Annotated in this window: 24 protein-coding genes and 1 pseudogene; 14 read left to right on the top strand and 11 right to left on the bottom strand. The window is 66.6% G+C overall.

The window, feature by feature from the left end:
* Window positions 1-63: 63 nt before the first annotated feature.
* Window positions 64-1,230 (bottom strand): mandelate racemase/muconate lactonizing enzyme family protein, encoded by a 1,167-nt coding sequence (locus tag CAL29_RS02110; RefSeq protein WP_094851349.1) that lies wholly within the window; start codon window positions 1,228-1,230, stop codon window positions 64-66.
* Window positions 1,231-1,254: 24 nt separating this feature from the next.
* Entirely contained in the window at window positions 1,255-2,559 is a 1,305-nt protein-coding gene (locus CAL29_RS02105) for a CitMHS family transporter (RefSeq protein ID WP_094851348.1), read from the bottom strand.
* A 150-nt stretch (window positions 2,560-2,709) separates the two neighbouring features.
* Here CAL29_RS02105 and CAL29_RS02100 point away from each other — a divergent pair, with 150 nt between their 5' ends.
* From CAL29_RS02100 to CAL29_RS02085, 4 genes are all read left to right on the top strand, one after another.
* A complete protein-coding gene (locus tag CAL29_RS02100) occupies window positions 2,710-3,612 on the top strand; it encodes a LysR family transcriptional regulator (protein WP_094851347.1) in 903 nt (300 codons plus the stop codon).
* Complete coding sequence (locus tag CAL29_RS02095) at window positions 3,603-4,562, top strand: LysR family transcriptional regulator (protein WP_094851346.1); 960 nt, start codon at window positions 3,603-3,605, stop codon at window positions 4,560-4,562. The genes CAL29_RS02100 and CAL29_RS02095 overlap by 10 nt, the downstream gene beginning before the upstream one ends.
* 169 nt (window positions 4,563-4,731) lie before the next feature.
* Window positions 4,732-5,607, top strand: a complete 876-nt coding sequence (locus tag CAL29_RS02090) for an amidohydrolase family protein (protein WP_179283876.1) — start codon at window positions 4,732-4,734, stop codon at window positions 5,605-5,607.
* A 70-nt stretch (window positions 5,608-5,677) separates the two neighbouring features.
* A complete protein-coding gene (locus tag CAL29_RS02085) occupies window positions 5,678-6,667 on the top strand; it encodes a Bug family tripartite tricarboxylate transporter substrate binding protein (protein WP_094851344.1) in 990 nt (329 codons plus the stop codon).
* Here the strand turns inward: CAL29_RS02085 and CAL29_RS32165 are convergent.
* The 8 genes and pseudogenes from CAL29_RS32165 to CAL29_RS02045 form a co-directional block, all read right to left on the bottom strand.
* Entirely contained in the window at window positions 6,664-8,334 is a 1,671-nt protein-coding gene (locus CAL29_RS32165) for a methyl-accepting chemotaxis protein (protein WP_306430671.1), read from the bottom strand. The genes CAL29_RS02085 and CAL29_RS32165 overlap by 4 nt on opposite strands.
* Window positions 8,335-8,552: 218 nt before the next feature.
* Window positions 8,553-9,689, bottom strand: a complete 1,137-nt coding sequence (argE, locus tag CAL29_RS02075) for an acetylornithine deacetylase (protein WP_094851343.1) — start codon at window positions 9,687-9,689, stop codon at window positions 8,553-8,555.
* A gap of 16 nt (window positions 9,690-9,705) precedes the next feature.
* Window positions 9,706-10,119: a RidA family protein gene (locus CAL29_RS02070; RefSeq protein WP_094851342.1), complete on the bottom strand. Its 414-nt coding sequence runs from the start codon at window positions 10,117-10,119 to the stop codon at window positions 9,706-9,708.
* An 89-nt stretch (window positions 10,120-10,208) separates the two neighbouring features.
* Window positions 10,209-10,412: pseudogene (locus CAL29_RS02065) on the bottom strand (ATP-binding cassette domain-containing protein); the annotation flags it as partial.
* Between the two features lie 14 nt (window positions 10,413-10,426).
* A complete protein-coding gene (locus CAL29_RS02060) occupies window positions 10,427-11,386 on the bottom strand; it encodes an agmatinase (protein ID WP_094851341.1) in 960 nt (319 codons plus the stop codon).
* Window positions 11,387-11,428: 42 nt separating this feature from the next.
* Window positions 11,429-12,103 carry an amino acid ABC transporter permease gene (locus CAL29_RS02055; RefSeq protein WP_094851340.1) on the bottom strand — a complete coding sequence of 225 codons (675 nt, stop codon included), beginning with the start codon at window positions 12,101-12,103 and terminating at the stop codon, window positions 11,429-11,431.
* Window positions 12,093-12,773 (bottom strand): amino acid ABC transporter permease, encoded by a 681-nt coding sequence (locus tag CAL29_RS02050; RefSeq protein WP_094851339.1) that lies wholly within the window; start codon window positions 12,771-12,773, stop codon window positions 12,093-12,095. The genes CAL29_RS02055 and CAL29_RS02050 overlap by 11 nt, the downstream gene beginning before the upstream one ends.
* A 12-nt stretch (window positions 12,774-12,785) precedes the next feature.
* Window positions 12,786-13,637, bottom strand: coding sequence for a transporter substrate-binding domain-containing protein (locus CAL29_RS02045; RefSeq protein ID WP_094851338.1), 852 nt, complete (start codon window positions 13,635-13,637; stop codon window positions 12,786-12,788).
* A 189-nt stretch (window positions 13,638-13,826) separates the two neighbouring features.
* On the opposite strand from CAL29_RS02045, the gene CAL29_RS02040 reads away from it, so the two are divergent.
* The 8 genes from CAL29_RS02040 to CAL29_RS02005 all read left to right on the top strand — a co-directional run bounded on the left by CAL29_RS02040 (window position 13,827) and on the right by CAL29_RS02005 (window position 22,428).
* Window positions 13,827-14,705: a LysR family transcriptional regulator gene (locus tag CAL29_RS02040; protein ID WP_094851337.1), complete on the top strand. Its 879-nt coding sequence runs from the start codon at window positions 13,827-13,829 to the stop codon at window positions 14,703-14,705.
* An 86-nt stretch (window positions 14,706-14,791) separates the two neighbouring features.
* Entirely contained in the window at window positions 14,792-15,004 is a 213-nt protein-coding gene (locus tag CAL29_RS02035; RefSeq protein ID WP_094851336.1) for a hypothetical protein, read from the top strand.
* Between the two features lie 83 nt (window positions 15,005-15,087).
* A complete protein-coding gene (locus tag CAL29_RS02030; protein WP_094851335.1) occupies window positions 15,088-16,920 on the top strand; it encodes an ABC transporter ATP-binding protein in 1,833 nt (610 codons plus the stop codon).
* Window positions 16,921-17,123: 203 nt separating this feature from the next.
* On the top strand, window positions 17,124-18,332 hold the full coding sequence (locus tag CAL29_RS02025; protein ID WP_094851334.1) for a CaiB/BaiF CoA transferase family protein: 1,209 nt from the start codon (window positions 17,124-17,126) through the stop codon (window positions 18,330-18,332).
* A gap of 54 nt (window positions 18,333-18,386) precedes the next feature.
* Window positions 18,387-19,550 carry an acyl-CoA dehydrogenase family protein gene (locus tag CAL29_RS02020; RefSeq protein ID WP_094851333.1) on the top strand — a complete coding sequence of 388 codons (1,164 nt, stop codon included), beginning with the start codon at window positions 18,387-18,389 and terminating at the stop codon, window positions 19,548-19,550.
* 17 nt (window positions 19,551-19,567) lie between these two features.
* Window positions 19,568-20,353 (top strand): crotonase/enoyl-CoA hydratase family protein, encoded by a 786-nt coding sequence (locus CAL29_RS02015; protein ID WP_094851332.1) that lies wholly within the window; start codon window positions 19,568-19,570, stop codon window positions 20,351-20,353.
* Window positions 20,354-20,407: 54 nt separating this feature from the next.
* Window positions 20,408-21,394, top strand: a complete 987-nt coding sequence (locus CAL29_RS02010) for a Bug family tripartite tricarboxylate transporter substrate binding protein (protein WP_094851331.1) — start codon at window positions 20,408-20,410, stop codon at window positions 21,392-21,394.
* Between the two features lie 71 nt (window positions 21,395-21,465).
* Window positions 21,466-22,428, top strand: coding sequence for a Bug family tripartite tricarboxylate transporter substrate binding protein (locus tag CAL29_RS02005; protein ID WP_094851330.1), 963 nt, complete (start codon window positions 21,466-21,468; stop codon window positions 22,426-22,428).
* Between the two features lie 6 nt (window positions 22,429-22,434).
* Here CAL29_RS02005 and CAL29_RS02000 read toward each other — a convergent pair whose 3' ends face one another.
* Complete coding sequence (locus CAL29_RS02000) at window positions 22,435-23,358, bottom strand: LysR family transcriptional regulator (RefSeq protein ID WP_094852648.1); 924 nt, start codon at window positions 23,356-23,358, stop codon at window positions 22,435-22,437.
* A 160-nt stretch (window positions 23,359-23,518) separates the two neighbouring features.
* Here CAL29_RS02000 and CAL29_RS01995 point away from each other — a divergent pair, with 160 nt between their 5' ends.
* Together CAL29_RS01995 and CAL29_RS01990 are read left to right on the top strand one after the other, a co-directional pair.
* Window positions 23,519-24,706, top strand: a complete 1,188-nt coding sequence (locus CAL29_RS01995; protein WP_094851329.1) for an acetyl-CoA C-acyltransferase — start codon at window positions 23,519-23,521, stop codon at window positions 24,704-24,706.
* The gene (locus tag CAL29_RS01990) at window positions 24,703-25,869 is read left to right on the top strand and encodes a CaiB/BaiF CoA transferase family protein (protein ID WP_094851328.1); all 1,167 of its coding nucleotides are present in this window, start codon (window positions 24,703-24,705) and stop codon (window positions 25,867-25,869) included. The genes CAL29_RS01995 and CAL29_RS01990 overlap by 4 nt, the downstream gene beginning before the upstream one ends.
* The last annotated feature ends 47 nt before the right edge of the window (window positions 25,870-25,916 follow it).

Genomic DNA, 25,916 nt, shown 5'->3' with positions numbered 1-25,916 from the left:
CATCGAAAGACCGGTAAGACCAGCCCTTCGGTCCTTCGGTTTTCAATGCGGAAGAAGCGCTACTCAGGCCTGACGCACCCGCGGCGATTCGTCCTCCGGCAAGCGCAGGCGTTTCGACGCGAAGTCCTCGTACGGCCACCGCCGCAGCTCCTCGACATCGATGTCGATTCCCAGCCCCGGCCTGTCCGGCAGTTCCAGCCAGCCGTTCTCGATCTTCAGGGGCGTGGCCGTCAAGGCATCGCAGGCGGGCTGCAGATTGACGAAGTATTCGGCGATGAGGAAGTTCGACACGGCCAGCGAGACGTGCGCCGTGGCCGCGAGCCCGACGACCGTACTGTTGTTGTTGTGCGGGCTGAACAGCACGGCGTAGGGCTCGGCCATGGCGGCCAGCTCCATGGTGGCGAGGATGCCGCCGCAGGCGCAGACGTCGGGGTTGATGACGTCCGCCGCCCGCGCCTCCAGCAAGCCGGCGAACTGCTCCTTCGAATAGAAAGTCTCGCCGCATACGATGGGCACGCGCAGTTGGCCGCGCGCTTGCGCCACCAGGTCGATGTTGTCGGCCAGGCTGGGATCCTCGTACTGGAGAATGCCGAATTCCTCGATGCGGCGGGCGAACTCGATGGCCTGTTGCGGCCCGACGCGGCGATGCGCGTCGATCAGCAGATCGACGTCCGGCCCCACCGCGGCGCGCACCGCCTTGACGCATGCCACGGCGTGCTCGACGTCCGCCCGGCTGGCGACGGTACGCCAAGGCCCTTGGTAAGGATCCCACTTCAAGGCGGTATAGCCCGCCGCCACCACTTGGCGGGCCGCCTCGCAAATGTCGTCGATGCCGCCGGCCCCCTCGGCCCAGCCGTTGGCATAGACGCGCACGCGGCTGCGCTGGCGCCCGCCGATCAGTTGATGGACCGGACGATCGCAGGCCTTGCCGATGATGTCCCACAGCGCGATCTCGATTCCGCTCCAGGCGCAGGACAGGTCCACCGAATTGCGGCGGATCGCGAAATCGTCGAAGAGGATCCGCCACATGTGGCGCAGGTCGTGCACGTCGCGGCCGACCAGGTACGGCGCCATGCACCGCACGAAGGTTTCGACCACCTGTTCTTTTCGGAGGCTGGTGTAGCACTCGCCCCAGCCATGGATGCCCGCGTCGGACTCCACCCGCACCAACAACAGGTTTTTGCCGCTGCGGGGATTGAAAAGATAAGGCGTGATGCTGCGTATTTTCATAAGAAGACCAGGAAGGAAAGGGAATCAGATGCCGATGGCGCCGCACAGCAGCGCCGCCGCCGTCATGGCGAAACTGCCGCCCAGCGCGTACTTCCAGAGGTAGCGCTGGTGCTGGCCCAGCGTGATGCCGGTCATGCCGATCAGCAGGAAGGTGACCGGCGTGTTGGGACTGAGCGTCGCCCCCACGGTGTGCAGGCCCATCAGCGAAGCGCGCGCCACCTCGACCGGCTCGCCGCCGAGGCTGGCGTACATCTGGGACAGGATGGGAAGCACGCCGAAGTAATAGGAGTCCGGATCGAACAGGACGCTCATGGGCGCGGACAGTAGGGCGATGATCAGCGGGATGAAGCGTCCGCTCCCTTGCGGGAAGGCGTGCGCGGCCCCTTCGGCAATGGCCTTCAGCATGCCGGTCTCGTGCAACACGCCCGCGAAGACGCCCGAAGCCAGCAGGATGGCAGCCATCATCAGCGCCGCCTTGGCGTGGGCATTGAGCCGTTCCATCTGGTCCCTGGGACGGGGATAGTTCACGATGAGGACGATGGCCGTGCCCGCCATGAACACCACCATGGGCTGGTAGACGCCCCAGATGATGACGGCCAGGATGACCAGGGTGACGACGGCGTTGAACCAGAAAAGCCGCGCCAGTTGCCCGTCGTCGTCGGCCACCGCTTCCGCATGCCCGCATTCGCCGGCTTCGCCGGCCGTGCCGACGGCGCCCGCGGCCACGCGGCGCCGCTCCTTCGCGCCCAGGTAGGCGGCTACCGCCAGCAGGTACAGGACGCCGACGACGGCGGGGACGATAAGCGGCCGGAATATCTCCATCGGCGTCATGTGCAATACCGCCGACGAACGCAGCACGGGCGCCACCCAGGGCAGGATATTGATGCCCGCGCCCAGGCCGCAGATGCAGGCCAGCACGCGCCGGTCCATCCCCAGCTTGTCATAGAGCGGCATCATGGCGTTGACGGTGACCAGGAAGCAGACCGCCGCGGCGCCGTCCAGGTGCACCAGCACGCAAAGCACGGCCGTGCCCACGGCGATGCGCAGCGGGCAGGCGCCGACCCGGCGCACGATGGCGCGGATGACGGGGCGCAGCAGGCCGGCATCGGTCACCACGCCGAAGTACAGGATGGCGAACACGAAGGTCGCCGCCGTCGACGCCACGGTCTTCACGCCCGCCACGTACATCTTGCCCAGTTCCGGCCCGAATCCCCCGAGGATCGCGAACACGGTGGGTATCAGGATCAGGCCGGCGACCGCCGAGATCCGGTCCATCAACAACAGCACGGTCAGGCTGAGTATGGTCGCCAACCCCAAGGCTATAAGCATCCGTCTCGCTCCATGTATTTATCGGCTTTCCGCCCTGCGTGGCCGGTGGCCGCGCAGCACGCGAGCGGGTGCCTTTGCGACTCAGTCTAGGGACAGCTTCGATTCAAGTCCATGTCATAATTTCTTCCTACTCATCCAATTTTTATATCCATGGATCTCCGCCAACTGGAGTGTTTCGTCGCCGTCGCGGAGGAGCTGCACTTCGGCCGGGCAGCGGAAAGGCTGTGCATGACGCAACCGCCGCTGAGCCGGCAGATCAAGCTGCTGGAAAACGAACTGGAGGTGGAGCTCTTCTCGCGCGCGCAGCGCCAGATCCGCCTGACCGTGGCGGGCCGCTGCCTGCTGGACGAAGCGCGCCGCCTGATCGCCGGCGCGCGCAAGGCGCGCGTGACGACGCGGCGTGCCGCCGCGGGTGAATTGGGCGTGGTGAACTTCGGCTACACGACGGCCAGCGCCTATCGGCTCATGCCCGAGCTATTGGCCAAGGCGGCGCGCGTCCTGCCGGAAGTGGCGGTGGACCTGCACGAGGACATCTCGGTGCATCTCGTGGAGCGCCTGCGCGACGGCCTGCTCGACCTGGCGCTGGTGCGCCGCATCCCGGCGGACAGCGCGCTCGAATTCCGGCGCGTCGAACGCGAGCCCATGATGGCCGCCCTCCCCGCCGGCCACGTCCTGGCCGGCCAATCCGCGCTGGCCCTGACGGCCTTCAACCGCCAGCCCTTCGTCATGTACGCCGCGCAGGAAGGAAAATACTTCCACGACCTGATCGAGAAAATGTTGGCCAAACACGGCGTGGCGCCGCGCTACGTGCATTTCGTGAGCCAGACGCAATCCCTGCTGGGCATCGTCCGCGCCGGCCTGGGACTGGGCATCGTGCCGGCGTCGGCGCGCGAACTCTGCCTGCCCGGCATCGAGTTCCGCCCGCTGAAAGTGCGCGGCGTCCATGCCGACATGTATGCGGCATGGCGGCGGCAGCACCAGAATCCGGCGCTCTCGGCATTTCTCGAAAAGGTGCTGGGACGGCCATCTGCAAGGAGAACGCCATGGACCTGAAACAGTTGGAGTACTTCGTCCATGTCGCCGAGCTGGGCAGCTTCACGCGAGCCGCCGCCATACTGGACGTGGCGCAGCCGGCGCTGAGCCGCCAGGTGCGGCGCCTGGAGACCGAACTGCGCCAGACGCTGCTGTACCGCAACGGCCGCGGCGTCAGCGTTACCCCGCCCGGCAAGCGCCTGCTCGAGCACGGGCGCGGCATCCTGCAGCAATTCGAGCGCGCACGCCAGGAGGTCGAGGAAACGCGGGGCTCCCCGGTCGGGCGCGTGGTGGTCGGCGTGCCGCACTCCATCGGCCGCCTCGTCACGGCGCCTTTCGTGGCCGAGTTCAAGCGCGCGTTTCCCCGCGCCACGCTGTGCATTACGGAAGGCCTTACGGTGCACCTGCACGAATGGCTGGTGGCCGGGCGCATCGACGTGGCAGTGCTGCACGACCCCATACCCTCGCCCAGCGTGGAATTCGTCCCCTTGCGCGAAGACGCGCTGTTCCTCATCGGGCGGCGCGGCGGCAGGCGCGCGGCCGCCAGCGCGCCCATTGCGCTGAAGGAGGTGGCCGACATTCCCCTTATCATCCCCAGCCGTCCGCATCCGCTGCGCATGCTGGTGGAGACCCGCCTGGCCAACATGGGCAAGAAAATCTCCATCGCCCTGGAAATCGACGCGGTGGGCGGCATCGTCGACCTGGTGACGCGGGGGTACGGCCATGCCATCGTTACCGCGAACGCGCTGCTCATCGCCGCCGACGCGGCGAAGCTGAACGCCCGCCGCATCATCTCGCCACGCATGAGCAGCGTCCTGGCGCTGGCCACGTCCGCCGAACGGCCCGTCACCGAGCTGAGCCGGCAGACCGCCGACCTGATGCGGGAATTCCTGCCCAAGGCCCTGGACCAGAGCGCCAAGGCCGTCGCGCCGCAAGGCCGCCCCGCCTCGCGCAATCGCGCGAAAAAATAGCGCCGCAAATAGCGCCACACAGATAGAAGTAGCGCCGCCAGCTATTCATTCCTGTAATAGCAGCTAGATCGGAAATGCCGTTCCGTCCAGGTGCCGCGCTGTTTACCATGCACTCCACAGCCCGCCGGACTCGCCTTGCCCGCGCGGGAACATCGCGGAGGAGACGCACTTGCTGATTACCGACACCCAGGTCCATCTATGGGAGGCGCACCGGCCCGACCGCCCGTGGCCGGCCGAGGAAATAGAACGCCCTGTTTTCGTCGCCTACGATGGCGCCCGCCCGCATCGGGAAGAGCCCCTGCAGGCGGAGGAATTCATCGCCACCATGGACGCCGCCGGCGTGCGGCGCGCCATCATCGTGCCGCCCTCGCCCGTCGGCGACGACAACCTGACGGCGCTGGAGGCGGCCGTGCGCTACCCCGAGCGGCTGGCGATCATGGGCCGCTTCAATCCGGAAGCCGACGGCGCACGCGAGCGCATCGAAAACTGGCTGGCGCAGCCGGGCATGCTGGGCATCCGCCTCACCTTCCACAAACCCAAGTGGAGCGGCTGGCTGGAGGAAGGTTCGCAGGATTGGTTCTGGGCCGCGTGCGAGCGCCTGGGCATACCGTTGATGGTGTTCGTGCCCGGCCTGGTCGACAAGATCCCGCGCATCGCGCAACGCCATCCCGCGCTGAAGCTGGTGCTGGATCACATGGCGCGCAAGAGCAATCTGCGCGACGACGCCTGCTTCGCCGACCTGGACGAATTGCTGGCGCTGGCGCGCTACGAGAACGTCCACGTGAAGATGTCCTCGGCGCCCTGCTACAGCACCCAGCCTTATCCCTTCGGCAACATCGAGCCCTACCTGCGTCGCATCTTCGACGCCTTCGGCCCCCGGCGCACGATGTGGGGGTCCGACTACACCCGCCTGCCCTGCACGTATCAGGAGTGCGTGGATCATTTCCTCAAGGAACTGGACTTCCTGCGCGGCGAAGACCTGGAATGGGTCATGGGCAAGGCGGCCGCGCAAGTATTGGATTGGCCCGAACCCGCGGCGCGGTAGTTTTCCGGCATCCGGCAGGCTCGCGCGAGCGCCACGGCGCCGCCCGGGCCGACGTCATACGAGAGACAACATGAAGAACGCAAGATTTCGCATCCCGTCCTGGCTCCTGGCCGCAACCCTGGCGCTGGGCGTGCTGCCCTTGAGCACGCCGGCCCGGGCCGACGCCTACCCGGACAAGCCCATCCGCATCGTCGTCCCCTTCCCTCCCGGCGGCGCGGTCGACATCCTGGCCCGCCTGGTGGGACAGCGCCTGGGCCAGCAGATGAACCAGTCCATCATCGTGGAGAACCGCTCCGGCGCCAACGGCAGCATCGGCAACGAATACGCCGCCCGCTCCGCGCCCGACGGCTATACCTTGCTGCTGGGGTCCAACGGCATGGCCACGAATCCTTTCCTGTACCCCAAGCGCGCCTTCTCCGAACTCACGGACCTGGCGCCGATTGCCTTCCTGGGCTCGTCGCCCTTGATCATGGTGGTGCCCGCGAATTCGCCGTACAAGAGCTTGAAGGACGTCGTCAAGGCCGCCCAGTCGGATCCCACGAAAGTCACCTACGCCTCGGCCGGCCCCGGCAGCTCGGCGCACCTGGGCTCGGAACTGCTCAAGTCCGTAACCAAGACCGGCATGCTGCACGTGCCCTACAAGGGCGGCGCGCCGGCCATCGTCGACCTGAGCGCGGGCCGCGTGTCCTTCATGCTGCTGGATCCGCCGCAGGTGGTGCCCCAGATCAAGGCCGGGCGCCTGCGTCCCATCGTCGTGGCCGGGCGCAGCCGCCTGCCCCTGCTGCCCGACGTCCCGTCGGCAACCGACGCCGGCTATCCCGACTACGAAGCCATCGTGTGGTGGGGTTTCATGGCGCCCAAGGGCGTGCCCGCCGGCGTCGTCGCCAGGCTGAACAAGGAAATCAATACGGCGCTGGCCAGCGACGAGGTGAAGAAAGTGCTGGACGGCATGGGCGTGGTCACCAACCCCGGCACGCCGGAACAGTTCGGCGCCTTCATCGGCGCGCAGGCGAAGCAATCGTCCGCGATCATCAAGGAGGCGGGCATTACGGCCGACTAGACGGCCTCGGCCGCGATGGCGCGATAGTGGCCGTGGCCTGGTCCGTCTCCACCGCGCCGAACACCAACCTGCACGGGGGCCGCCAGCACCGCGGACGGCGCGCCGGCAGCATCCTGGCCGATCGACAGCTTGAACACGCTGACCGTCTGCGCCAGCGCTTCCGCCTGCTCGCGCAGCGACGCGGACGCCGCGGCGGCTTCCTCGACCAGGGCGGCGTTCTGCTGCGTCGCCTCGTCCATGTCCACGATCGCCTGGTTGACCTGTTCGATGCCGTCCGCCTGCTGCCGGTTGGCCAGCGTGATTTCGGACATGATGGCGGCGACCCGCTGTATGCCCTCCACGACGTTGCGCATCGTCACGCCCGCCTGGTCGACGAGCCTGGTGCCGGTATCGACCTTGCCGGCCGAATCCTCGATCAGCGTCTTGATTTCCCGCGCGGCGGTCGACGAACGCTGGGCCAGGTTGCGCACCTCGGACGCGACCACCGCGAAGCCGCGGCCGGCCTCACCGGCGCGGGCCGCCTCGACGGCCGCGTTGAGCGCCAGGATATTCGTCTGGAACGCGATGCCGTCGATGACCCGGATGATGTCGAAGATCTTCTTCGCGGACTCGTCGATGGCGCCCATCGTCTCGATCACCTGCGTGACGAGCGTGCCGCCCTCGCCCGCGATCGAGGAAGCCGATTCCGCCAACTGGTTGGCCTGCTGCACGTTCTCGACGTTCTGCTTCACGGAGCTGGTCAGTTGCTCCATCGTCGCGGCGGTCTCCTCCAGCGCGGCGGCCTGTCTCTCCGTGCGTGCCGAAAGGTCCATGTTGCCGGCCGCGACCTGTTGCGAAGCCGAGGCGATCATGGCCGAGCCGTTGCGCACCTGGCTGACGATATTCACCAAGCTTGCGTTCATGTTCCCGAGGGAGCGCAGCAGCCGGTCCGTTTCGTTGTCGCCGCGGGCTTCGATCCGGCTGGTCAGGTCGCCGGCCGCCACCGTATCGGCGACCGTGAGCGCGCGATTGAGCGGCTGGGTCACCGTCCGCGCGATGAACATCGCGACCGCGACGAACAATATCGCCAGCACCGCGGCCACGCCCACCGACTCCGCGAGGCGCGACATGAAGATGGCCTGGACGGTATCGACGTAGACCCCGGAGACGATCACCCAGCCCCAGGGCGTGAAGAGACGTCCGTGGGAGATCTTAGGCACGGGTTGATCGCTGCCGGGCTTGGGCCATACGTAGTCGACGGAACCCGCGCCGTTCTCCTTGGCCTGGTCAACCAGGTCATGGAAAAAACGGACCCCGTTGGCATCGGTCGTGCCGCTCAGGTCCTTGCCGTCGAGCTCCGGGGAGATCGGGTGCATGATGCCGCGGGCGTTCGTGTCGACGATGAAGAAGTAGGCGTCGCCGCTGTAACGCAGGCCGCGGATCGCGCCGAGCGCCTGTTGCTTGCCTTCGGCTTGGCTCAGGGAACCAGCGCGGACCTTTTGCTCGTAATACTGCAGCACGCCATAGGCCGTATCCACCGCCTGGCTGACGCCTTGCTCGCGTTCATGCAGCAGCAGGCCGCGCTCCGACCAGACCAGGAATCCGGTCAATATCGCCAGGCCCAGGACCGCGCTCAGGACGAACAGCCAGAGCTTCTTTGCGATCGTCAACGATTCGAGGGAATTCATCGGCGGCGGTCTCCACGAAACGAGGATGCCGCGCCGCTCCATGCCTGGCATGGGAGCCCGGGCGCGGCGGAAGGCCCACCCAGGCTTATCGGCACACTCATGTTAAATGATTGTTTTTGTACCCAAATTAACCATATTGTAATGTAGGGTACCCGGGGCCGTCTTGGGAAACCTGGGGGCAGATCACAGGTGTCGCGGCAAGGCGACACGCCGCGCGCTCAGACCAGCCGCCCGGTCAAGCGCGCGAGGAAGGCATCGCAGGCATCCAGTTGGTCCAGCGACACGTACTCGTCCGGCTTATGGGCGACGTCGATGTCTCCCGGACCGCACACCACCGTGGGCGTCGACAGGCGTGTCGAGAACAGGCCGCCCTCGGTCCCGAACGCGACCTTGCGCTTTCCGGTGCCGGCCGGCAGCAGGCTTTCGATGAAACGCACGGCATCGCTGGCGGCATTCGTCTCCAGCCCGGGATAGGTATTCATTTCCTCGATCTCGGGCGCGAACCCATTGTCCCGAGGCACCCGTTCCAGCACCTGTCCCAGGATGTCCGCCGGGCGGTCCGCCGCCAGCGTGCGGATCTCGAAATCCAGGACGCATTGATTCGGCACGATGTTCAGGGCCTTGCCGCCATTGATGGTTCCGACGTGTATCGTCGAATACGGCACGTCGTAGCCCTCGTCTCGCGCGCCCTGGTCCGCCAGGGTCTGCTGCACGGCCCGCATGCCGCCGACGAGATCCGCCGCGACGTGGATGGCGTTGACGTACCGCGGCGCCAACGCGGAATGGCCCTCCTGCCCGCAGCAGAGGGCGCGATAGGCGGCCTTGCCCTTATGCCCCGTGGCGATCTGCATCATGGTCGGCTCGCCGACCACGCACAACTCTGGCCGCAGGGCGGCCTGTTCCAGCATCCCTATCAATCGGCGCACGCCGACGCAGCCGATCTCCTCGTCGTAGGACAGCGCCAGTTGCAGCGGCTTGCGCAGCGGCCTGGCGGCGGCGTCGAGCATCGCGATCACCGCGCAGGCGACGAAACCCTTCATATCGGCCGCGCCCCGGCCGTATATGCGTCCCTCCCGCAAGCTCGCTTCGAAGGGTTCCGTCGTCCATGCCTGCCCCGCCACGGGAACGACGTCCGTGTGGCCGGACAACAGGATGCCCGGCACGCCCTCCGGGCCGGTGCTGGCGAACAGGTTCGCGCAGGTCCCGGCTTCGTCCTTGACCCATTCGCACGCGATGCCCGCGCCCTCCAGCAACGCGGCCACGTGCGCGATCAGGGCCAGGTTGGAGGTGCGGGAAATCGTCGGGAAGGCGATCAATTCCTTGAGCAGATCGGCGCTGCGGCTAAGCGTGGTCATGATAGGGAACCTCGGTTCATGCGTCGGTCTTGACTGCCGTGACGTCGATCTCGACCAGCCATTCGGGACGCGCGAGCGCCTGGACGACGATCCCGGTCGAGACGGGGAAAACGCCCTTCAGCCAACGGCCCATCACGTTATAGACCGCTTCGCGATAGCGGGGATCGATGATGTAGACCGTCACCTTGCAGATGTCGGCAAGCTTGCTGCCGCACTCGTCCAGCAGCATCGCCACGTTGGCCATGGCCTTTTCGGTTTGCGCGGAGACGTCGCCGATGCCGACCGATTCGCGGGTATCGAGGTCCTGGCCGATCTGGCCCCTCAGGTAGATCGTATTGCCGGCGATCACCGCCTGGCACAGGTCGTTGTCGAGGTTCTGCTCGGGGTAGGTATCGCGGGTGTTGAACTTGCGGATGCGGGTATGAGACATGGCGTTCACGTTTTCGGATTAAGGGGCCGACGCAAGGAAACCCGCGCCAGCCGGGGACTTCAATGCGGAAGAATCTTGGAAAGAAAGCGCTTGGCCGACAGCGACGTATCGTCGATGACGATATCGCCCTTCTGGAACGGTTCGAGCGCGTTGACCGTCTTGATCAACGTCGATTTCCCCGAGCCGGACGGGCCGCAAACCACCACGATCTCGCCCTTGTCGACGCGCGTCGAACACTGCTTCAGGACCTGGTGCTGGCCATACCACTTGTCGACGCCGCGCAGCTCGATGATCGGGACGGCCGCGCTCATTTGTCGAAGTATCCCGCGCGTATCGACGCGCCGATCAGGTTGAGGATCAGCCGGCCCGCCGTCACGCAGGAAATCATGTTGGCGTCGTCCTTCTGCGGCTGGATCTCCACGATATCCATGCCCACCACGCGGCCCTTCTTGACCAGGCCGTGGATGAGCTTGCGCGCCTGCACGAAGGTGACGCCGCCGGGAGCCGGTCCGGCGACGGCCGGCATCGTGGAAGGATCGAGGCCGTCCGCGTCGATGGTCAGGTAGTAATTGCCGCCATCGGGAATCCGGGAAAGCACGGCGTCCATGCCGATGTCATGCAGCTCGTACGCCGTGACGAGTTCCGAGCCGTAGGCCCGCGCCGCCACCAGTTCTTCCGGACGGCCGCTGCCCTGGGCTCGCAGGCCGATCTGGATGATGCGGTCGACGTGCGCCATTTCCGAGGCCCGGCGGATCGGGCTGGACAGACCCTCGCGCACGCCATTGACGTCGTCGCGCCAATCCAGGTGCGCGTCGACGTGGACCAGCGTGATGGGCCCCTTGGCGTCCAGGCCGCGAAGTATCGGCGTGGTGATCCCGTGGTCGCCGCCCAGGACGATGGGCATGGCGCCGCCGGCGACGATCTTGCGCACCGCGGCCTCCGCCCGCGCATAATGCTCGCCGGGCTTGGTCAGGTCCGGAATGACGTCGCCGCAGTCGACGAAGCGGACGTCCGTGCGCCCCTGCAGCAGGGGTCCGTCGATATCGAAGTCGTAATGGCCCGGCTTGCGCACGACGCGGTCGGTGGCCTGGCGGATCGCGGAAGGCGCGTTGGTCTGGTCGTTGCTGAAGTCGGAAGGGGCATACGGCGCGCCGTAGGGCATGCCGAGCACCGCGATGTCCGCTTTCAGGTTGTCGATGTCCAGGTCGAGTTCCGAATACAGCAAGGTCGGATGGCCGGTGTTGGGTGCGACGGTGTAGGTAGTCATGGGAGTGTCTCAGTGTCTCTGGTCGATGCTGTGTCGAGCGGTTTATCTGGCGCCATGGGATGCGGTGGCGGTGCGTCCGATGGCGGCTTCCAGGCGCCTGCCCACGCCGGCCATCAGCAGGCTGCTGAGCCAGTAGATAAGCGCCGTGGTTCCCAACACCTCCACGTAGGCGAAGGTGTTCGCGGTGAGCAGATTGCTTTGGTAGGTCATCTCCGGCAGGCTCATCACCGAAAAGATGGCCGAGTCCTTGAACATCATGATCACCAGGCTGGTCGTCGGCGGAATGAGGAACCCGAACAACTGGGGCACGATCACGTATCTCTGCGTCTTCCAGAAGGTCATGCCCAACGAGAGCGCCGCGTGGGTCTGGCCGCGCGCCACGCTCTTCAAGGCCGCGCGCAGGATTTCGCAGAAATAGCCGCCGGTATAGAAGGCCGTGCATCCGATGGCCACCGACATCGCCGACGCGGCCACGCCGAGCTTGGGCAGCCCGAAGAAAGACAGGTAGACGAGGATCAGGTAAGGAATATTCCGAACCAGCTCCACGTAGGCCAGCGCCACCGGACGAAGCAGGGTGCGGGATTGCGCCGAATAGGCGGCGGCGATGCCGATCAATATTCCCAGCGGAATGCCGATGGCGCTCACCAGCGCGGTGACGCGCAGCCCGCTTCCCAGGACCGGAATCGCCTCGCGGACGACTGAAAAATCAATGGCCATGGGGCAGCATCCTCGACACCCGCCGTTCGCACAGGCGCGACAAGGCCGATATGGAAAAGAGAATCAGGAAGTACACCACCGCCGTCACGGCAAATACCTGTAGCGGCAGGTCCGTCTGCAGCGTCGCGTTGCGCGCGACCGTCGCCAGTTCCGGGACGGCGATGATCGACATCAACGACGACGCCTTGAGCAGGATGGTGAATTCGCTGGTGAGCGGCGGAATGGAGCGGTAGATCATCTGCGGCAGCAGCACATGCCGCCACACCTGCGGCACCCGCATGCCCATCGCGTAGCCCGCGAAACGCTGCCCCCGGGAAATCGTCCCCAGCGCGCCGCGCAGGATCTCCACGATGTAGGCGCTGGTGTTACAGGCCAGCGCCGCGATCCCGGCGGAGATGGGAGAAATCGAGATATCCAGCAATGCGGGCACCATGTAGTACGCGATCAGCATGTGCACCAGCGCCGGCGTGCCGCGAATCAGGCTGACCCACAGCATCACCAAACCGCGCAGCGGCGCGATCGGCGAGATGCGGGCGAGCAGCAACACGATGCCCAGCCCCAGGCCGATAATGAACGCCACGGCGGAAGTAGCCAGGGTGACGGCCGTTCCCGAGGCGACACCCTCGAGAAACGGCGCGATCACGCCGCTCGAACCGAGCCAATTCGACATGACCGGGCGCCGTCAGATGGCGCCGCTGGGCAGATAGTCCGCGCGGGGCGTCTCCATCGGGCCGCCGAACCACTTCTTCTGCAACTCGGCCAGTTTCCCCGACGACCGAAACTCGTCGAGCGAACTGTTGATGAATTGGCGGATCTCCAGGTCCTTGGGATTGGCGGCCCAGGCCAGGAGCTTGGGCTGGCCGATCTCGCCGACGATACGGAAGACGCCGGCTTGTTTCCGCATCTGCACCGCGGCGATATTCGAGGGCATCAAGGCCACGTCTATGGTGTTGTTGGCCAGCGCGTTCGAAACGTCGGGATAGGCCTGGAAGAGCTTGGTGTCGGCGTAGCCCTTGCCCGTCTTTTCCTTGAGTTCCTTTTCGAACTCGTCCGCGACGGGCTGCGACGACGAGCCCATCTGCGTGCCTATGATCTTGCCGCTGATGTCGAGGTCCTTCTTGATCGACGTGTCGCCCGCGCGGACCATCAGCACCGAGCGCACGACGCCCACCGGCTCGCTGAAGGCGAAACGCTTGGCGCGCTCCGGCGTGATGCCCACGCTGGTCGCCACGAAATCGAACTTGTGCGACATCAATCCGGGCAGCAAGCCCTGGAACGGCAGGTTCATCTGCTCCAGTTTCACGCCCAGCTTTTGGGCCATCAATTCCAGTATGTCGTGGCCGTAGCCGACGACCTGGCCATTCTCGACGAACTCGAACGGCTCGTAGGCCGCTTCCGTGCCGACCGTCAGCTTGCCCCGCTTCTTGATATCGGCCAGCGTGCCGCCTTCGGCGAGCGCCAGGCCCGGCAAGGCCATGACCGCGCCCGAGGCGAGCGCCGTCTTCATGAATGTCCGGCGAGACTGCATTTTCATGATTTCCCTCTTGGATTTAGTATTTTTTAAGTTTCAAGGTCGATCGGCCGGCCATGCCTTGGAGCAACCTTGGGAGGGACTTTATCCCAACGAAAAGGGGAGGAAAAATAATTTTTTTATTGGTATGGTTCCAGAAAATGAAACCTTTTCCGGCTCTCCGGCCCACCCTTTCCGGGACTCATCATCGCCATGTCGCGCCCCGCTTTCGACGAACGTTCCCTGCGATCCCTGCGCATTTTCTGCGCGGTCGCCCAAGCCAACGGATTTGCCGCGGCGGAAAGCCAGCTCAACATGTCGAAGGCATCGATCAGCCGCCACATCCGCGAGGTCGAGGAAACCCTGGGGGCCAGGCTGTGCGAACGCGGCCCCGCCGGTTTCGTGCTGACCCACGCCGGCAAGGTGGCATTGGACTTCGCCCGCGAAGCGCTCAAGTCGCTGGAACGGATCCGGCCGGAAATCGACGCGGTGCGCGGCGTGTTGTCGGGGACGCTCGCCATCGGCATGGTCGAACACATCGTCAGCGACGTCGGCTGCCGCCTGCCCGAGGCCCTGGCGGCATTCAACGCGCAGGCGCCGGAGGTCGTCGTCGAGCTTTCCGTGATGACGTTCAACGAGCTCGATCTCGCGCTGCGCGAGCGGCGCGTGCAGGTGGCGATTCGCGGCATGTATCGCCGCGAGCCCGGCTTCGACTATCAAAAACTGTTCGTCGAACGCCATCGCCTCTATGTGGCGCGAGACAGGAAACGCGAGGCCGGGTCGCTGCCCATCGTCTACCGCTCGCAGCCCTTCGTGCTGGAGGCATTGAAAACGCTGGGCCGTTCGCGGGGGCCGACGGCCTCGGGACTGGAGGCCGTCGCCATGCTGGTGCTTTCGGGGAAATACGTGGGACTGCTGCCGCAGTATTACGCCGCATCCTTCGGCAAGCGGCGCGGGCTGGTCGAGGTGCCGTCCGGCCCCACGTACGACAACACGATCAGCGCCATCACGGAAGTCTCGCGTCCACGCACGCGCGCCCTGGATCTGTTCCTGGAGATACTCAAGGACCATCACAGCCAGGCGAGCCGGTAGCCGGCCGGGGAGCGCGTTGACCGCCGGCGCGATTACTGAGAAGCTTGGGGGGTCATGGCCCGCCACGGGCCGAAGGAATTCGCCACATGCTCAATCGACTCCTGCTCGCCTCCTGCTTCCTCATCCTGCTCTCCGCCTGCGCGTCGCGCCCGGACGAACCCAAGCGCAGCAGTTCCTGCCATTGGTGGAATAGTTGCTCGTATGACGGCCCCTACGAGCCTGGGGAAGCGGATTACGCCCGGGACGAGGCCCAGCGCCTGAACGCCGCCGAGGCCGCGAAACTGCGGCGCCAGCAATAGCCTTCGTTCCAACACCCCTGAAGCCGCATGCCTTGCCAGGCACATAGGCCCCGGGGGCGTCGAATCCAGTCGTGGAGTCCAGCTTGTTTCGCAGGTTTGAAGGTTTACTCGATCCCTTTCCCCCCGAAGACGCGCCGCTGCCGCCGAAAGGGGTATTCCCATTCCTATGGGCCTGCACGCGCGGTTCGCGCCGCTACATCGCCATGCTGTCCGTCCTCAGCGCGACGGTGTCGATCTACGAAGCCTGGCTCTTCGCATTTCTGGGACAGGTGGTGGACCTGCTGTCGACATGGCATATCGGCGAACCCGCGTCGCCGCATGTGCAGCAGGTGTTGTGGGGCATCGCCATCGTGCTGTTCGTCAGCATAGGACTGGTGGCCTTGCGCACCATGGCGCAGCACCAGATACTGGCCATCAACCTGCCGCTGCGGCTGCGCTGGGATTTCCACCGGTTGATGCTGCGGCAAAGCCTGTCCTTCTTCTCCGACGAGTTCGCCGGCCGCGTCACCACCAAGGTCATGCAGACCGCGCTGGCGGTGCGCGACGTGCTGCTGACCTTCAGCGAAATCGTGCTCGGCATCGGCGTCTACTTCTTCACCATCATCGCCCTGGCGGGCGGCTTCGACCGGCGGCTGACGCTGCCCTTCATCGGCTGGATAGCGCTGTACGCGCTGGCCATGCGGTATTTCGTGCCGCGCCTGGGCAAGGTCGGGCAGGAACAAGCCCATGCCCGTTCCTCGATGACCGGCCGGGTGACCGACGCCTACGCCAACATCACCACCGTCAAGCTGTTTTCCCATACCAGGCGCGAAGCCAGGTTCGCCCGGGCCGCGATGGAGGACTTCAAGGAAACGGGCTATCGCCAGATGCGCCTGGTCAGCCAATTCGAGATCGTCAACCAGGCCCTGGTGGCGGCGCTGATCTTCTCGGCGGGCGGCTATGCCCTGTGGCTGTGGCATGGCGGCGAGGTCGGCGTCGGCGCCGTGGCCGCCGTCACGGCCATGGCGCTGCGGGTCAACGGCATGTCGCACTGGATCATGTGGCAGATGGCCTCGCTGTTCGAGAACATCGGCACCGTGCAGGACGGCATCGCCACGCTTACCCATGTCCCCAAGGTGCAGGACGTCCCCGGCGCGCTTCCCCTGGCGGTCACGCGCGGCGAGGTCGAATTCGACCGGGTGTCCTTCAACTACGGCGGCGAACGCCAGGTGCTGGACGGACTGAGCCTGACCGTGCGGCCCGGCGAGAAGATCGGCCTGGTCGGCCGCTCCGGCGCCGGCAAGTCCACGCTCATCAACCTGCTGCTGCGTTTCCACGACCTGGACAGCGGCCAGATCCGCATCGACGGGCAGGATATCGCCCTGGTGACGCAGGACAGCCTGCGCGGCGCCATCGGCATGGTCACCCAGGACACCTCGCTGCTGCACCGCTCGATCCGCGACAACATCGCCTACGGACGCCCCGATGCCAGCGACGCCGACATCCGGGCCGCGGCCGTCCGCGCGCAAGCCGACGATTTCATCCGGCAACTGAGCGACCAGCACGGCAACCGGGGCTACGACACCCTGGTAGGAGAACGCGGCATCAAGCTCTCGGGCGGCCAGCGCCAGCGGATCGCCATTGCGCGCGTCATGCTGAAGAACGCGCCCATCCTGCTTCTGGACGAGGCCACCAGCGCCCTGGATTCCGAGGTCGAGGCGGCCATCCAGGAAAGCCTCAACGAGGTCATGGAAGGAAAGACCGTGATCGCCATCGCCCACCGACTCTCCACCATCGCCGCCATGGACCGGCTCATCGTCATGGACGAGGGCCGCGTCATCGAGGAAGGCAACCACGCGGCGCTGTTGGCCATGAACGGCGTCTACGCGCGCCTGTGGCGCCATCAGAGCGGCGGCTTCCTGGCGCAGGAGGAGTAACGCCGGGGCGGGCCCGTCCCGCGCGATACACGGCGCATATCGCGCAACATGCACAAAGTATTATCCAGGCGTTTCGGCAATCCGTAGCATGGGTCCTCGTTCGATCGGGGACACATCGAGGTGATTGCATGCACGTGCCGGGCCGCCCCAAACGCGAATCCTCCCTTGGGGAGGAGGCCGCGCAGCGACAGAAGGGCAGTCCAATGAGCGGACCGCTAACCGGGGTTCGCATTGTCGACATGACGACGGTGCTGATGGGACCCTACGCCACCCAGATCCTGGGTGACCTGGGCGCGGATGTCATCAAGGTCGAACCCCCGGCCGGGGACAACGTCCGTTCCATCGGACCGGCCCGCCACGAGGGCATGTCGGGGCTTTTCCTCCACTGCAATCGCAACAAGCGCGACATCGTGCTCGACCTGAAGCATCCCGAGGGCAAGACGGCCCTGCTCAAGCTGGTGGAGTCGGCCGACGTCTTCATCTACAACGTCCGCCCGCAGGCGATGGCGCGCCTGGGCCTGGACTACGAAACGCTGGCCGCGGTCAATCCGGGCATCGTCTATGTCGGCGCCTACGGCTACGGGCAGACCGGGCCCTACGCGTCCAAGCCGGCCTACGACGACCTGATCCAGGGGGCCGTCGGCATCCCGGCCCTGACGATGCGGGCCGGCTCGGACGTGCCGCGCTACGCGCCGCTGGCCATGGTCGACCGCATCATGGGCCTGAACGTCGCCAACGCGGTGTCGGCCGCCCTGTTTCACCGCGAGCGCACCGGCGAGGGCCAGCGCATCGACATCCCGATGTTCGAAACCATGGCCGCCTTCGTGCTGAGCGACCACATGATGGGCTACACCTTCGAACCGCCCCTCTCCCCGCCCGGCTACAGCCGCCTGCTCAACGAATTCCGCAAGCCCTACCGGACCCGCGACGGCCACGTCTGCGTGCTCGTCTACAACGACAAGCAGTGGAAGACCTTCTTTACCTTGATCGGTCGGCCGGAACTGATGGAGCAGGACCCGCGCTTCTCGACCATAAGCAAGCGCACCGAGAACATCCGCGAGCTGTACCGGATGGTGGCCGAGGTGATGGCCACGCGCACGACGGCCGAATGGCTGGTCCTGCTCGAAGAGGCCGACATTCCCGTCATGCCGATGAACACGATGGAATCGCTGATCGAGGACCCGCACCTGAACGCGGTGGGCTTCTTCCAGGAGGTCGACCATCCGAGCGAAGGCAGGGTGCGCCAGATGGCCGTGGGATCGACGTGGTCGCGCACCCAGCCGGCGTTCAGGAGCCATGCGCCGCGCTTCGGCCAGCACAGCGACCAGGTCCTGCGCGAAGCCGGCTATGGCGAAGAGGAGATCGCCGCGCTGGTGGAACAGGGCGTGACGGTGCTCGACAAGCCTGGCTGACGCCAGCCGGGACACGCGGCGCCGCGCAAGGCCACTCCGGGAGACAGAAAAGAGATGTTCGAACTGACACCACAACTACAGGAAATCCGGGACGCCATTCTCAGGATTTGCGAGGGCTTCGACGCCCAGTACTGGCTGGAGAAGGATAGCGCCGGCGGCTTCCCTTACGACTTCCACAAGGCATTGGCCGACGCCGGCTGGCTGGGCATCGCGATTCCGGAGGAATATGGCGGATCGGGCCTGGGCATCGCCGAGGCGGCGGTCATGATGCAGGCCATCGCCGAATCGGGGGCCGGCATGAGCGGCGCCTCGGCGGTCCACATGAATATCTTCGGCCTGAGTCCCGTGGTGACGTTCGGCTCGGAGGCGCAGAAACGCCGCATGCTGCCGCCGCTGATCGCGGGCAAGGAGCGGGCCTGCTTCGCGGTGACCGAACCCGATGCGGGCCTGAACACCACGCGGCTGAAGCTGCGCGCCGACCGCCAAGGCGACCACTATGTCCTCAATGGCGCCAAGACCTTCATTTCGACGGCAAGCAGCGTCGAGAAGATGCTGATACTGGCGCGCACCACGCCGATCGACCAGGTCGGGAAGAAGACCGACGGCCTCACCCTGTTCTACACGGACCTGGACCGCGGCCATGTGGAAACGCGCGAGATAGACAAGATGGGCCGCAAGGCCGTCGACACCAACCAGGTGTTCATCGACAACCTGAAGGTGCCCGCCGAGGACCGCATCGACGAGGAAGGCAAGGGCTTTCACTACATCCTGCATGGCATGAACGCCGAGCGCATCCTCGTGGCCGCCGAGGCCGTGGGGCTCGGACGCGTCGCGCTGCAACGCGCCACCCGGTACGCGAAGGAGCGCGTGGTGTTCGACCGCCAGATCGGCCAGAACCAGGGCATCCAGCATCCGCTGGCCGAGTGCTGGATGGAACTGGAGGCGGCCAACCTGATGGTGCTCAACGCCGCCAGCCTGTTCGATCTCGGCAAGAGCTGCGGCGCGCAGGCCAACGCGGCCAAGTACCTGGCCGCCGAAGCCTGCCACAAGGCCTGCCAGACGGCCGTGATGACGCATGGCGGCTACGGCTACGCCAAGGAGTATCACGTCGAGCGCTATCTGCGCGAATCCTACGTGCCGCGCATCGCGCCGATCAGCCCGCACCTGATCCTCTGCTTCATCGCGGAGAAAGTGCTGGGCCTGCCCAAGTCCTACTGAATCGAGGAAAACCGGACATGAGTGATTTCCTGCGGATCGAGCGCGACGGCGCCGTCGTCATCGCCACGATGAATCGCCCGGAGACGCGCAACGCCCTGTCGGACGACGACGTCGCCGGCGCATTCGTCGGGTTCTGCGAAGACGTGAATGCCGATCTCTCGGTGCGCGCGGTGATCCTGACGGGCGCCGGACCGGCCTTCTCGTCAGGGGGCAACCTGAAGACCTTGCGGGACACGGTCGGCTCTGGCCTCGGCGAGCCGGTGAAAAGCCGCCATGCCTATCGCGACGGCATCCAGCGCATTCCGCTGGCGCTGTACAACCTCGAAGTCCCCACCATTGCCGCCGTGAACGGGCCGGCCCATGGCGCGGGCAACGACCTGGCGTGCATGTGCGATATCCGCATCGCCGGCGAGCGCGCGGTGTTCGCCGAGAGCTTCGTCAAGCTGGGGCTCACGGCGGGAGATGGCGGGGCGTGGCTGCTGCCCCGCGCCGTGGGCATGTCGCGCGCCTGCGAGATGTCGTTCACCGGGGAACCCATCGATGCCCGGCAGGCGCTGGCATGGGGACTGGTGTCGAAGATCGCCAAGGATGACGAGTTGATGCCCGCGGCGCTGGACCTGGCGCGCCGCATCGCCGTGAATTCCGGCCCCGCCTTGCGCATGACGAAGCGCCTGCTGCGCGAGGGGCAGCACACGCGCCTAGACACCTTGCTGGAGCTGTCCGCCGCCTTCCAGGCCCTGTCGCATCACACGACCGAGCATGAAACCGCGCTCGGCAACGCCTTGCAACGCCTGACCAGATAGCCGTCCGAGCCGAGTCCGGTCCGAATACGGCACGACAACGATAAAGGAGACTGAATGAACCACGAACGGCGCCGAATCCTGAAGACCCTGCCCGCGCTCGGGGCCATGGCACTGCCGCTGGCGGCCCACGCCAGCCCCTCTCCGGGCTGGCCCGCCAAGCCCATCCGCCTGATACTGCCCTATGCGGCCGGCGGTCCCACCGACGTGGTGGCGCGGGCGCTGGCGGCGAAGATGTCGCAGCAGCTCGGGCAATCCATCATCGTCGAGAATCATACCGGGGCCAGCGGCAACATCGCCTGCGAGTTCGTGGCCCGCGCCGCGCCCGACGGCTATACGGCGCTTTACCACTCCTCCGGCTTCGCCATCAGTCCAGCGCTGTACCGGAAGCTGCCCTACGATCCCGTCAAGGATTTCGCGCCGGTCGGCCTGGCGGCGACCATCCCCACCGTGCTCATGGTGAACCGGGACCTGCCGGTCAAGACGATCCAGGAATTCGTCGCCTACCTGAAATCGCATCCGAACCAGCTCAGCTACGGCACGGGCGGCGTCGGCAACATCACGCATCTCGTGGTGGCGCTGTTCCTGCAGGCCAACCAGGCCCAGGCCGTGCACGTGCCGTACAAGGGCACGGCGCCCGCCATGACCGACCTGATCGGCGGCCGCACCCAGTTCATGCTGGACGCGGTCAATTCGTCTTTGCCCTTCATCAAGGACGGACGGGTAAGAGCGTTGGCCCTGGCCAGCAAGGAGCCCCTGGCGGCGCTGCCCGGCGTGCCCACGCTGGACGGCAGCGTGATGCCCGGCTTCGTCGCGCCGACCTGGCACGGCGTGCTCTTGCCCGCGGCGACGCCGCGCGAGGTGGTGACGGCTTTCAATGCCGCCCTGGCGAAGGCGGCCCGCGATCCAGGTCTCGACCGCCAGTTTTCCGCCCAGGGGGTGACCCTGGAATCGTCCACGCCGGAGCAGTTCTCGGCGTATCTGCAAGCGGAAATCGCCCGCTGGCGGCAAGCCGCCACGGCCGCCGGCGTGCAGCCCGAATAGCGCGCACCTCGGCGCCCATGACAATAACGAAAACGATAGCGAAATAGCGGATACCACATGAGGAGACACCCATGATCCGATGGAGACACATCCTGCCGGCCCTGGCCTGCGCCATGGCCGGCCTGTCCGCGGCGCACGCCGCCTATCCCGACCATCCCGTCAAGGTGATCGTCTCGCTGCCGCCCGGCAGCGGCGCCGACACGACGGCGCGCTTCATCTCGAAATACCTGGCGCAGGAACTCGGCCAGGCCTTCGTGGTGGAGAACCGTCCCGGCGCCAACAGCTTCATCGCCGCCCGGGCCGTGGCCGAGGCGGCGCCGGACGGCTACACGATGTTCGTCGCCAGCAATTCGCCCATGGTCACCAACGCGGCTGTGTTCAAGCACCTGCCCTATGACCCGGTCAAGGACTTCGCCCCGGTTTCGAGCATTGCCCGCTTTCCGATGGTGCTGGTGGTGTCGGCCAACTCGCCGTACAAGACCCTGGGCGATCTGGCGAGCGCGGCGAAGCAGGCGCCCGGCAAGCTCAATTACGGCAGCGGCACGCAGACCTATCAGGTGGCGATCGAGCGCCTGCACTCCCGCAACGGCATGAAGGCGACCCCCATCCAGTACAAGGGGACGGCGCCGGCCATCAACGATACGGCCATGGGCAGCGTCGACTACACCATGGCGGAGATAAGCTCCGTCCTGCCCCTGATCCGCGGCGGCAAGCTGCGGGCACTGGGGGTGGCGAGCGACGTCCGCCTGAAGGAGCTGCCCGATACGCCGACCATCTCGGAAAGCGGCACGCCCGGTTTCGAAGCCTCCGCCTGGACCGGCGTGTTCTTCCCGGCGCATACGCCGGCGGCCATCGTCGACAAGGTGTCGGCGCTGGTGCGAGCGCGGATGACGAGTCCCGAAGGAAGCAGCTTCATCGAAAACCTGGGCGGCGTCGTCTTCGTCACGACGCCGGCGCAGTTCCGCGACTTCCAGGTGAAGGAGATCCAGGCGACGCGGGAAATCGTCAAGAGCGCCAATATCCCCGTGGAGTAGACCGCCCTACCGCCGCGGCTCGGCCGTGGACGCGGCGGTCCCCGCCACCGCCTCGTGCGCCAGTTCGATGAAGTTGCGCGCGGCGGGCCGCAGGGCATCGGGCATGGCCGCCAGCGCGATGGCGACGTTGATGGCCGAGGACGGCGCGTCCAGGTGCAGCAGCCTGACGCCGGAACCGGCGTAGCGCGTGGCCAGGCCCGGCACCAGCGCCACGCCCAGGCCGCTTTCCACCAGGCTCAGCAAGGTCTGCACCTGCACCGCCTCCTGCGCGATGCGCGGGTGGATGCCGGCTTCCTCGAACACGTACATGGTCAGCGCATGCATGGTCGGGACCAGCGTGCGCGAATAGACGATGAACGGCTGGTCGGCGACTTCGCGCAGGCTGACGCTGTCGCGCTCGGCCAGCGGGGAATCCGCGCTGACGGCCAGCATCAGGATGTCCTTCTGCAACTCCATCAGCGTCACTTCGGTGGGCACCAGCACGGGAAAGCGCACCAGGGCCACGTCGAGCTCGTGGTTCTCCAGCCGCCTGAGCAATTCCACCGTGGTCGATTCCTCGATGACGAGATCCACGCGCGGGTAGCGGCGGCGAAAATGCCGCACGATCAGCGGCAGCAGGGAGTAGCTGGCCGAGCCGACGAAGCCCACCTTCAACTGGCCCTGCTCGCCCGACTCCCCTTCCCGCACCGCACGCCGGATCTCGTCGGTATAGAACATCACGCGGCGCGCGTTGCGCACCAGGGCCTCGCCGGCCGGCGTCAGCCGCAGTCCCGATGGAAGGCGCTCGAACAACGCGGCGCCCAGTTCGTCCTCCAGCTTCTTGATGGAGGTCGACAAGGGCGGCTGCGCCATGTGCAGCCGCTCGGCCGCGCGATGGAAATTGAGGGTTTCGGCCAGGACGATGGCCTGCTTGAGTTGCCGAAGCTCCATGATTTCGAAGGAGGATGGGTGGGGAATGGAGGCGGCCGTCGCCTGCCCGGCCGCCGGAATGGGGTCCGCCAATACACCGCGCGTATCGCGCGGTCTGCAACGGGTATTGGACGCCGTGCTGCTTGTTGGCCACGATTATGCCACTTACCGTGGAGACACCATGAAGCAGAACGATCCCATCGTCGTCGTCGGCGCCAAGCGGACGCCGATAGGCGCTTTCGAGGGCGCGCTGGCCCCGTACCGCACGCCGGAACTGGGCGCCTTCGCCATCCGGGCGGCGGTCGCGCAGGCCGGCGTGGCGCCCGCCGAGGTGGACGAGGTCATCATGGGCTGCTGCCTGTTCGCCGATCTCGGCCAGGCCCCGGCGCGGCAGGCCGTGCTGGGCGCCGGCCTGCCACCGGCGACGCCGGCCACGACGATCAGCAAGATGTGCGGCTCCGGCATGAAAGCCGCCATGCTCGCGCACGACCTGCTGCTGGCGGGGACGTGCGCCGTCGCGGTCGCGGGCGGCATGGAGTCGATGAGCAACGCCCCGCATCTCATCCCGCGCATGCGCCGCGGCTATCGCCTCGGCCACGGCGCGGTGCTCGACCACATGTACCGCGACGGCCTGGAGGATGCCTACGAGGGCAAGCTCATGGGCCACTACGCCGACGTGGCGGCGGAGGCTTGCGGCTTCGGCCGCGCCGAACAGGACGCCTTCGCGCGGGAAAGCGTGCTGCGCGCGCAGTCGGCCGTCGCGGCGGGACGGTTTCGCGAGGAGATCGCGGCGGTGCCGCTGAAATCGCGCGGCGGCGAGACCATGATGGCCGACGACGAGACCCCGGCGCGCTGCGACCCGGACCGGCTCGCCACGCTGAAACCGGTCTTCCGCAAGGACGGCACGGTAACGGCCGGCAATGCCTCGTCGATATCGGACGGAGCTGCCGCGCTCGTGCTGATGCGGGAATCCGAGGCCAGGCGCCGCGGCGCTCCCGTCCTCGCGCGCTTTGCCGGCCTGGCGACCCATGCGCAGCAACCGGCCGAGTTCACCTATGCGCCGGTCGGCGCGATACGCCGTGTGCTCGAGAAGGCCGGCTGGACCAAGGACGACGTCGACCTCTACGAGATCAACGAAGCCTTCGCCGTGGTGACGATGATCGCCATGCGCGACCTCGGCTTGCCGCAAGACAGGGTCAACGTCAACGGCGGCGCGTGCGCGCTCGGGCATCCCGTGGGCGCGACGGGCGCGCGGATCCTGGTGTCGCTGATCCACGCGCTGCGCCAACGCGGCCAGCGCCGGGGCGTGGCGGCGCTGTGTCTCGGCGGCGGCGAAGCCACCGCGATGGCCGTGGAAATCGCGCGATGAAGGAGGCCAACACACGCACCGGCCCGCTGCGCGGCCTGAAGGTGATCGAACTGGCCGGCATCGGCCCGGGACCGATGGCGGCCATGCTGCTGGCCGACATGGGCGCCACCGTGCTGCGCATCGAACGGCCGGAGGCGGTCGATCTCGGCGTGAAGCGCCCCCTCAAGTACAACCTGCTGGCGCGCAGCCGCAAGGCCATCGCGCTCGACCTGAAGGATCCGGCCGCCGTCGAACTGGTGCTCGAGCTGCTGGACGGCGCCGATGCGCTGATCGAGGGCTTCCGTCCCGGCGTGACCGAACGCCTCGGCCTGGGTCCCGATACCTGCCTGGCGCGCAACCCGAAGCTGGTCTATGGCCGCATGACCGGGTGGGGCCAGACGGGCCCGCTGGCGAGCGCCGCCGGCCACGACATCAACTACATCGCGCTGTCCGGGGCGCTCGGCGCCATCGGGCGCAAGGACCAGCCGCCGAGCGTGCCGCTGGCGCTACTGGGCGACTTCGGCGGCGGCGCGACGTTCATGGCGATGGGCATCCTCGCGGCCATCATCGAAGCGCGCGCCGGCGGCGAGGGGCAGGTCGTCGACGCCGCCATCGTCGATGGCGCCATCAACCTCGCCACCGCGTTCTACGGCTTGCACGCGGCGGGTCTGTGGCGGCCGGAACGCGGCAGCAACATACTGGACTCCGGCGCGCCGTTCTACGATGTCTACGAATGCAAGGACGGCCGGTATCTTTCCATCGGTCCGATCGAAAAGCGTTTTTATGACGAGCTCGTCGCCCGCCTCGGCCTGGACCCGGCCGAACTCGGCGACCAGGACGACCCGGCCGATTGGCCCAAGGCGAAAGCGGCATTCGCCAGGGCGTTCAAGTCGCGGACGCTGGCGGACTGGCGCGCCGAACTGGAAGGCACCGACGTCTGTTTCGCGCCCGTGCTGTCCTTCGACGAGGCGCCGCAACACCCGCATCTGCAGACGCGCGCCAGCTTCGTCGACGTCGACGGCGTGGTCCAGCCCTCCCCCGCGCCCCGCTTCAGCCGCACCCCGGCCGCCGCCCCGACCCCGCCCGAGGCGGGCAGCCCGGCGACGGCGGCGCAAGCCCTGGCCGGCTGGCTCGACGCCAGCGCTATCGCACGCTGGCGGGACAGGGGCGTGTTCGGGAAGTAAGGCGGCCCGGCGTACAGCGAATTCGGATAAGCCGTGCCTATCATGCC

Origin of the sequence: Bordetella genomosp. 10, from assembly GCF_002261225.1 — a bacterium.
Classification (GTDB): Bacteria; Pseudomonadota; Gammaproteobacteria; order Burkholderiales; family Burkholderiaceae_B; genus Bordetella_C.
Note: the sequence above shows the minus strand (reverse complement) of the source record. Positions and strands in the feature narration are given on the sequence as shown.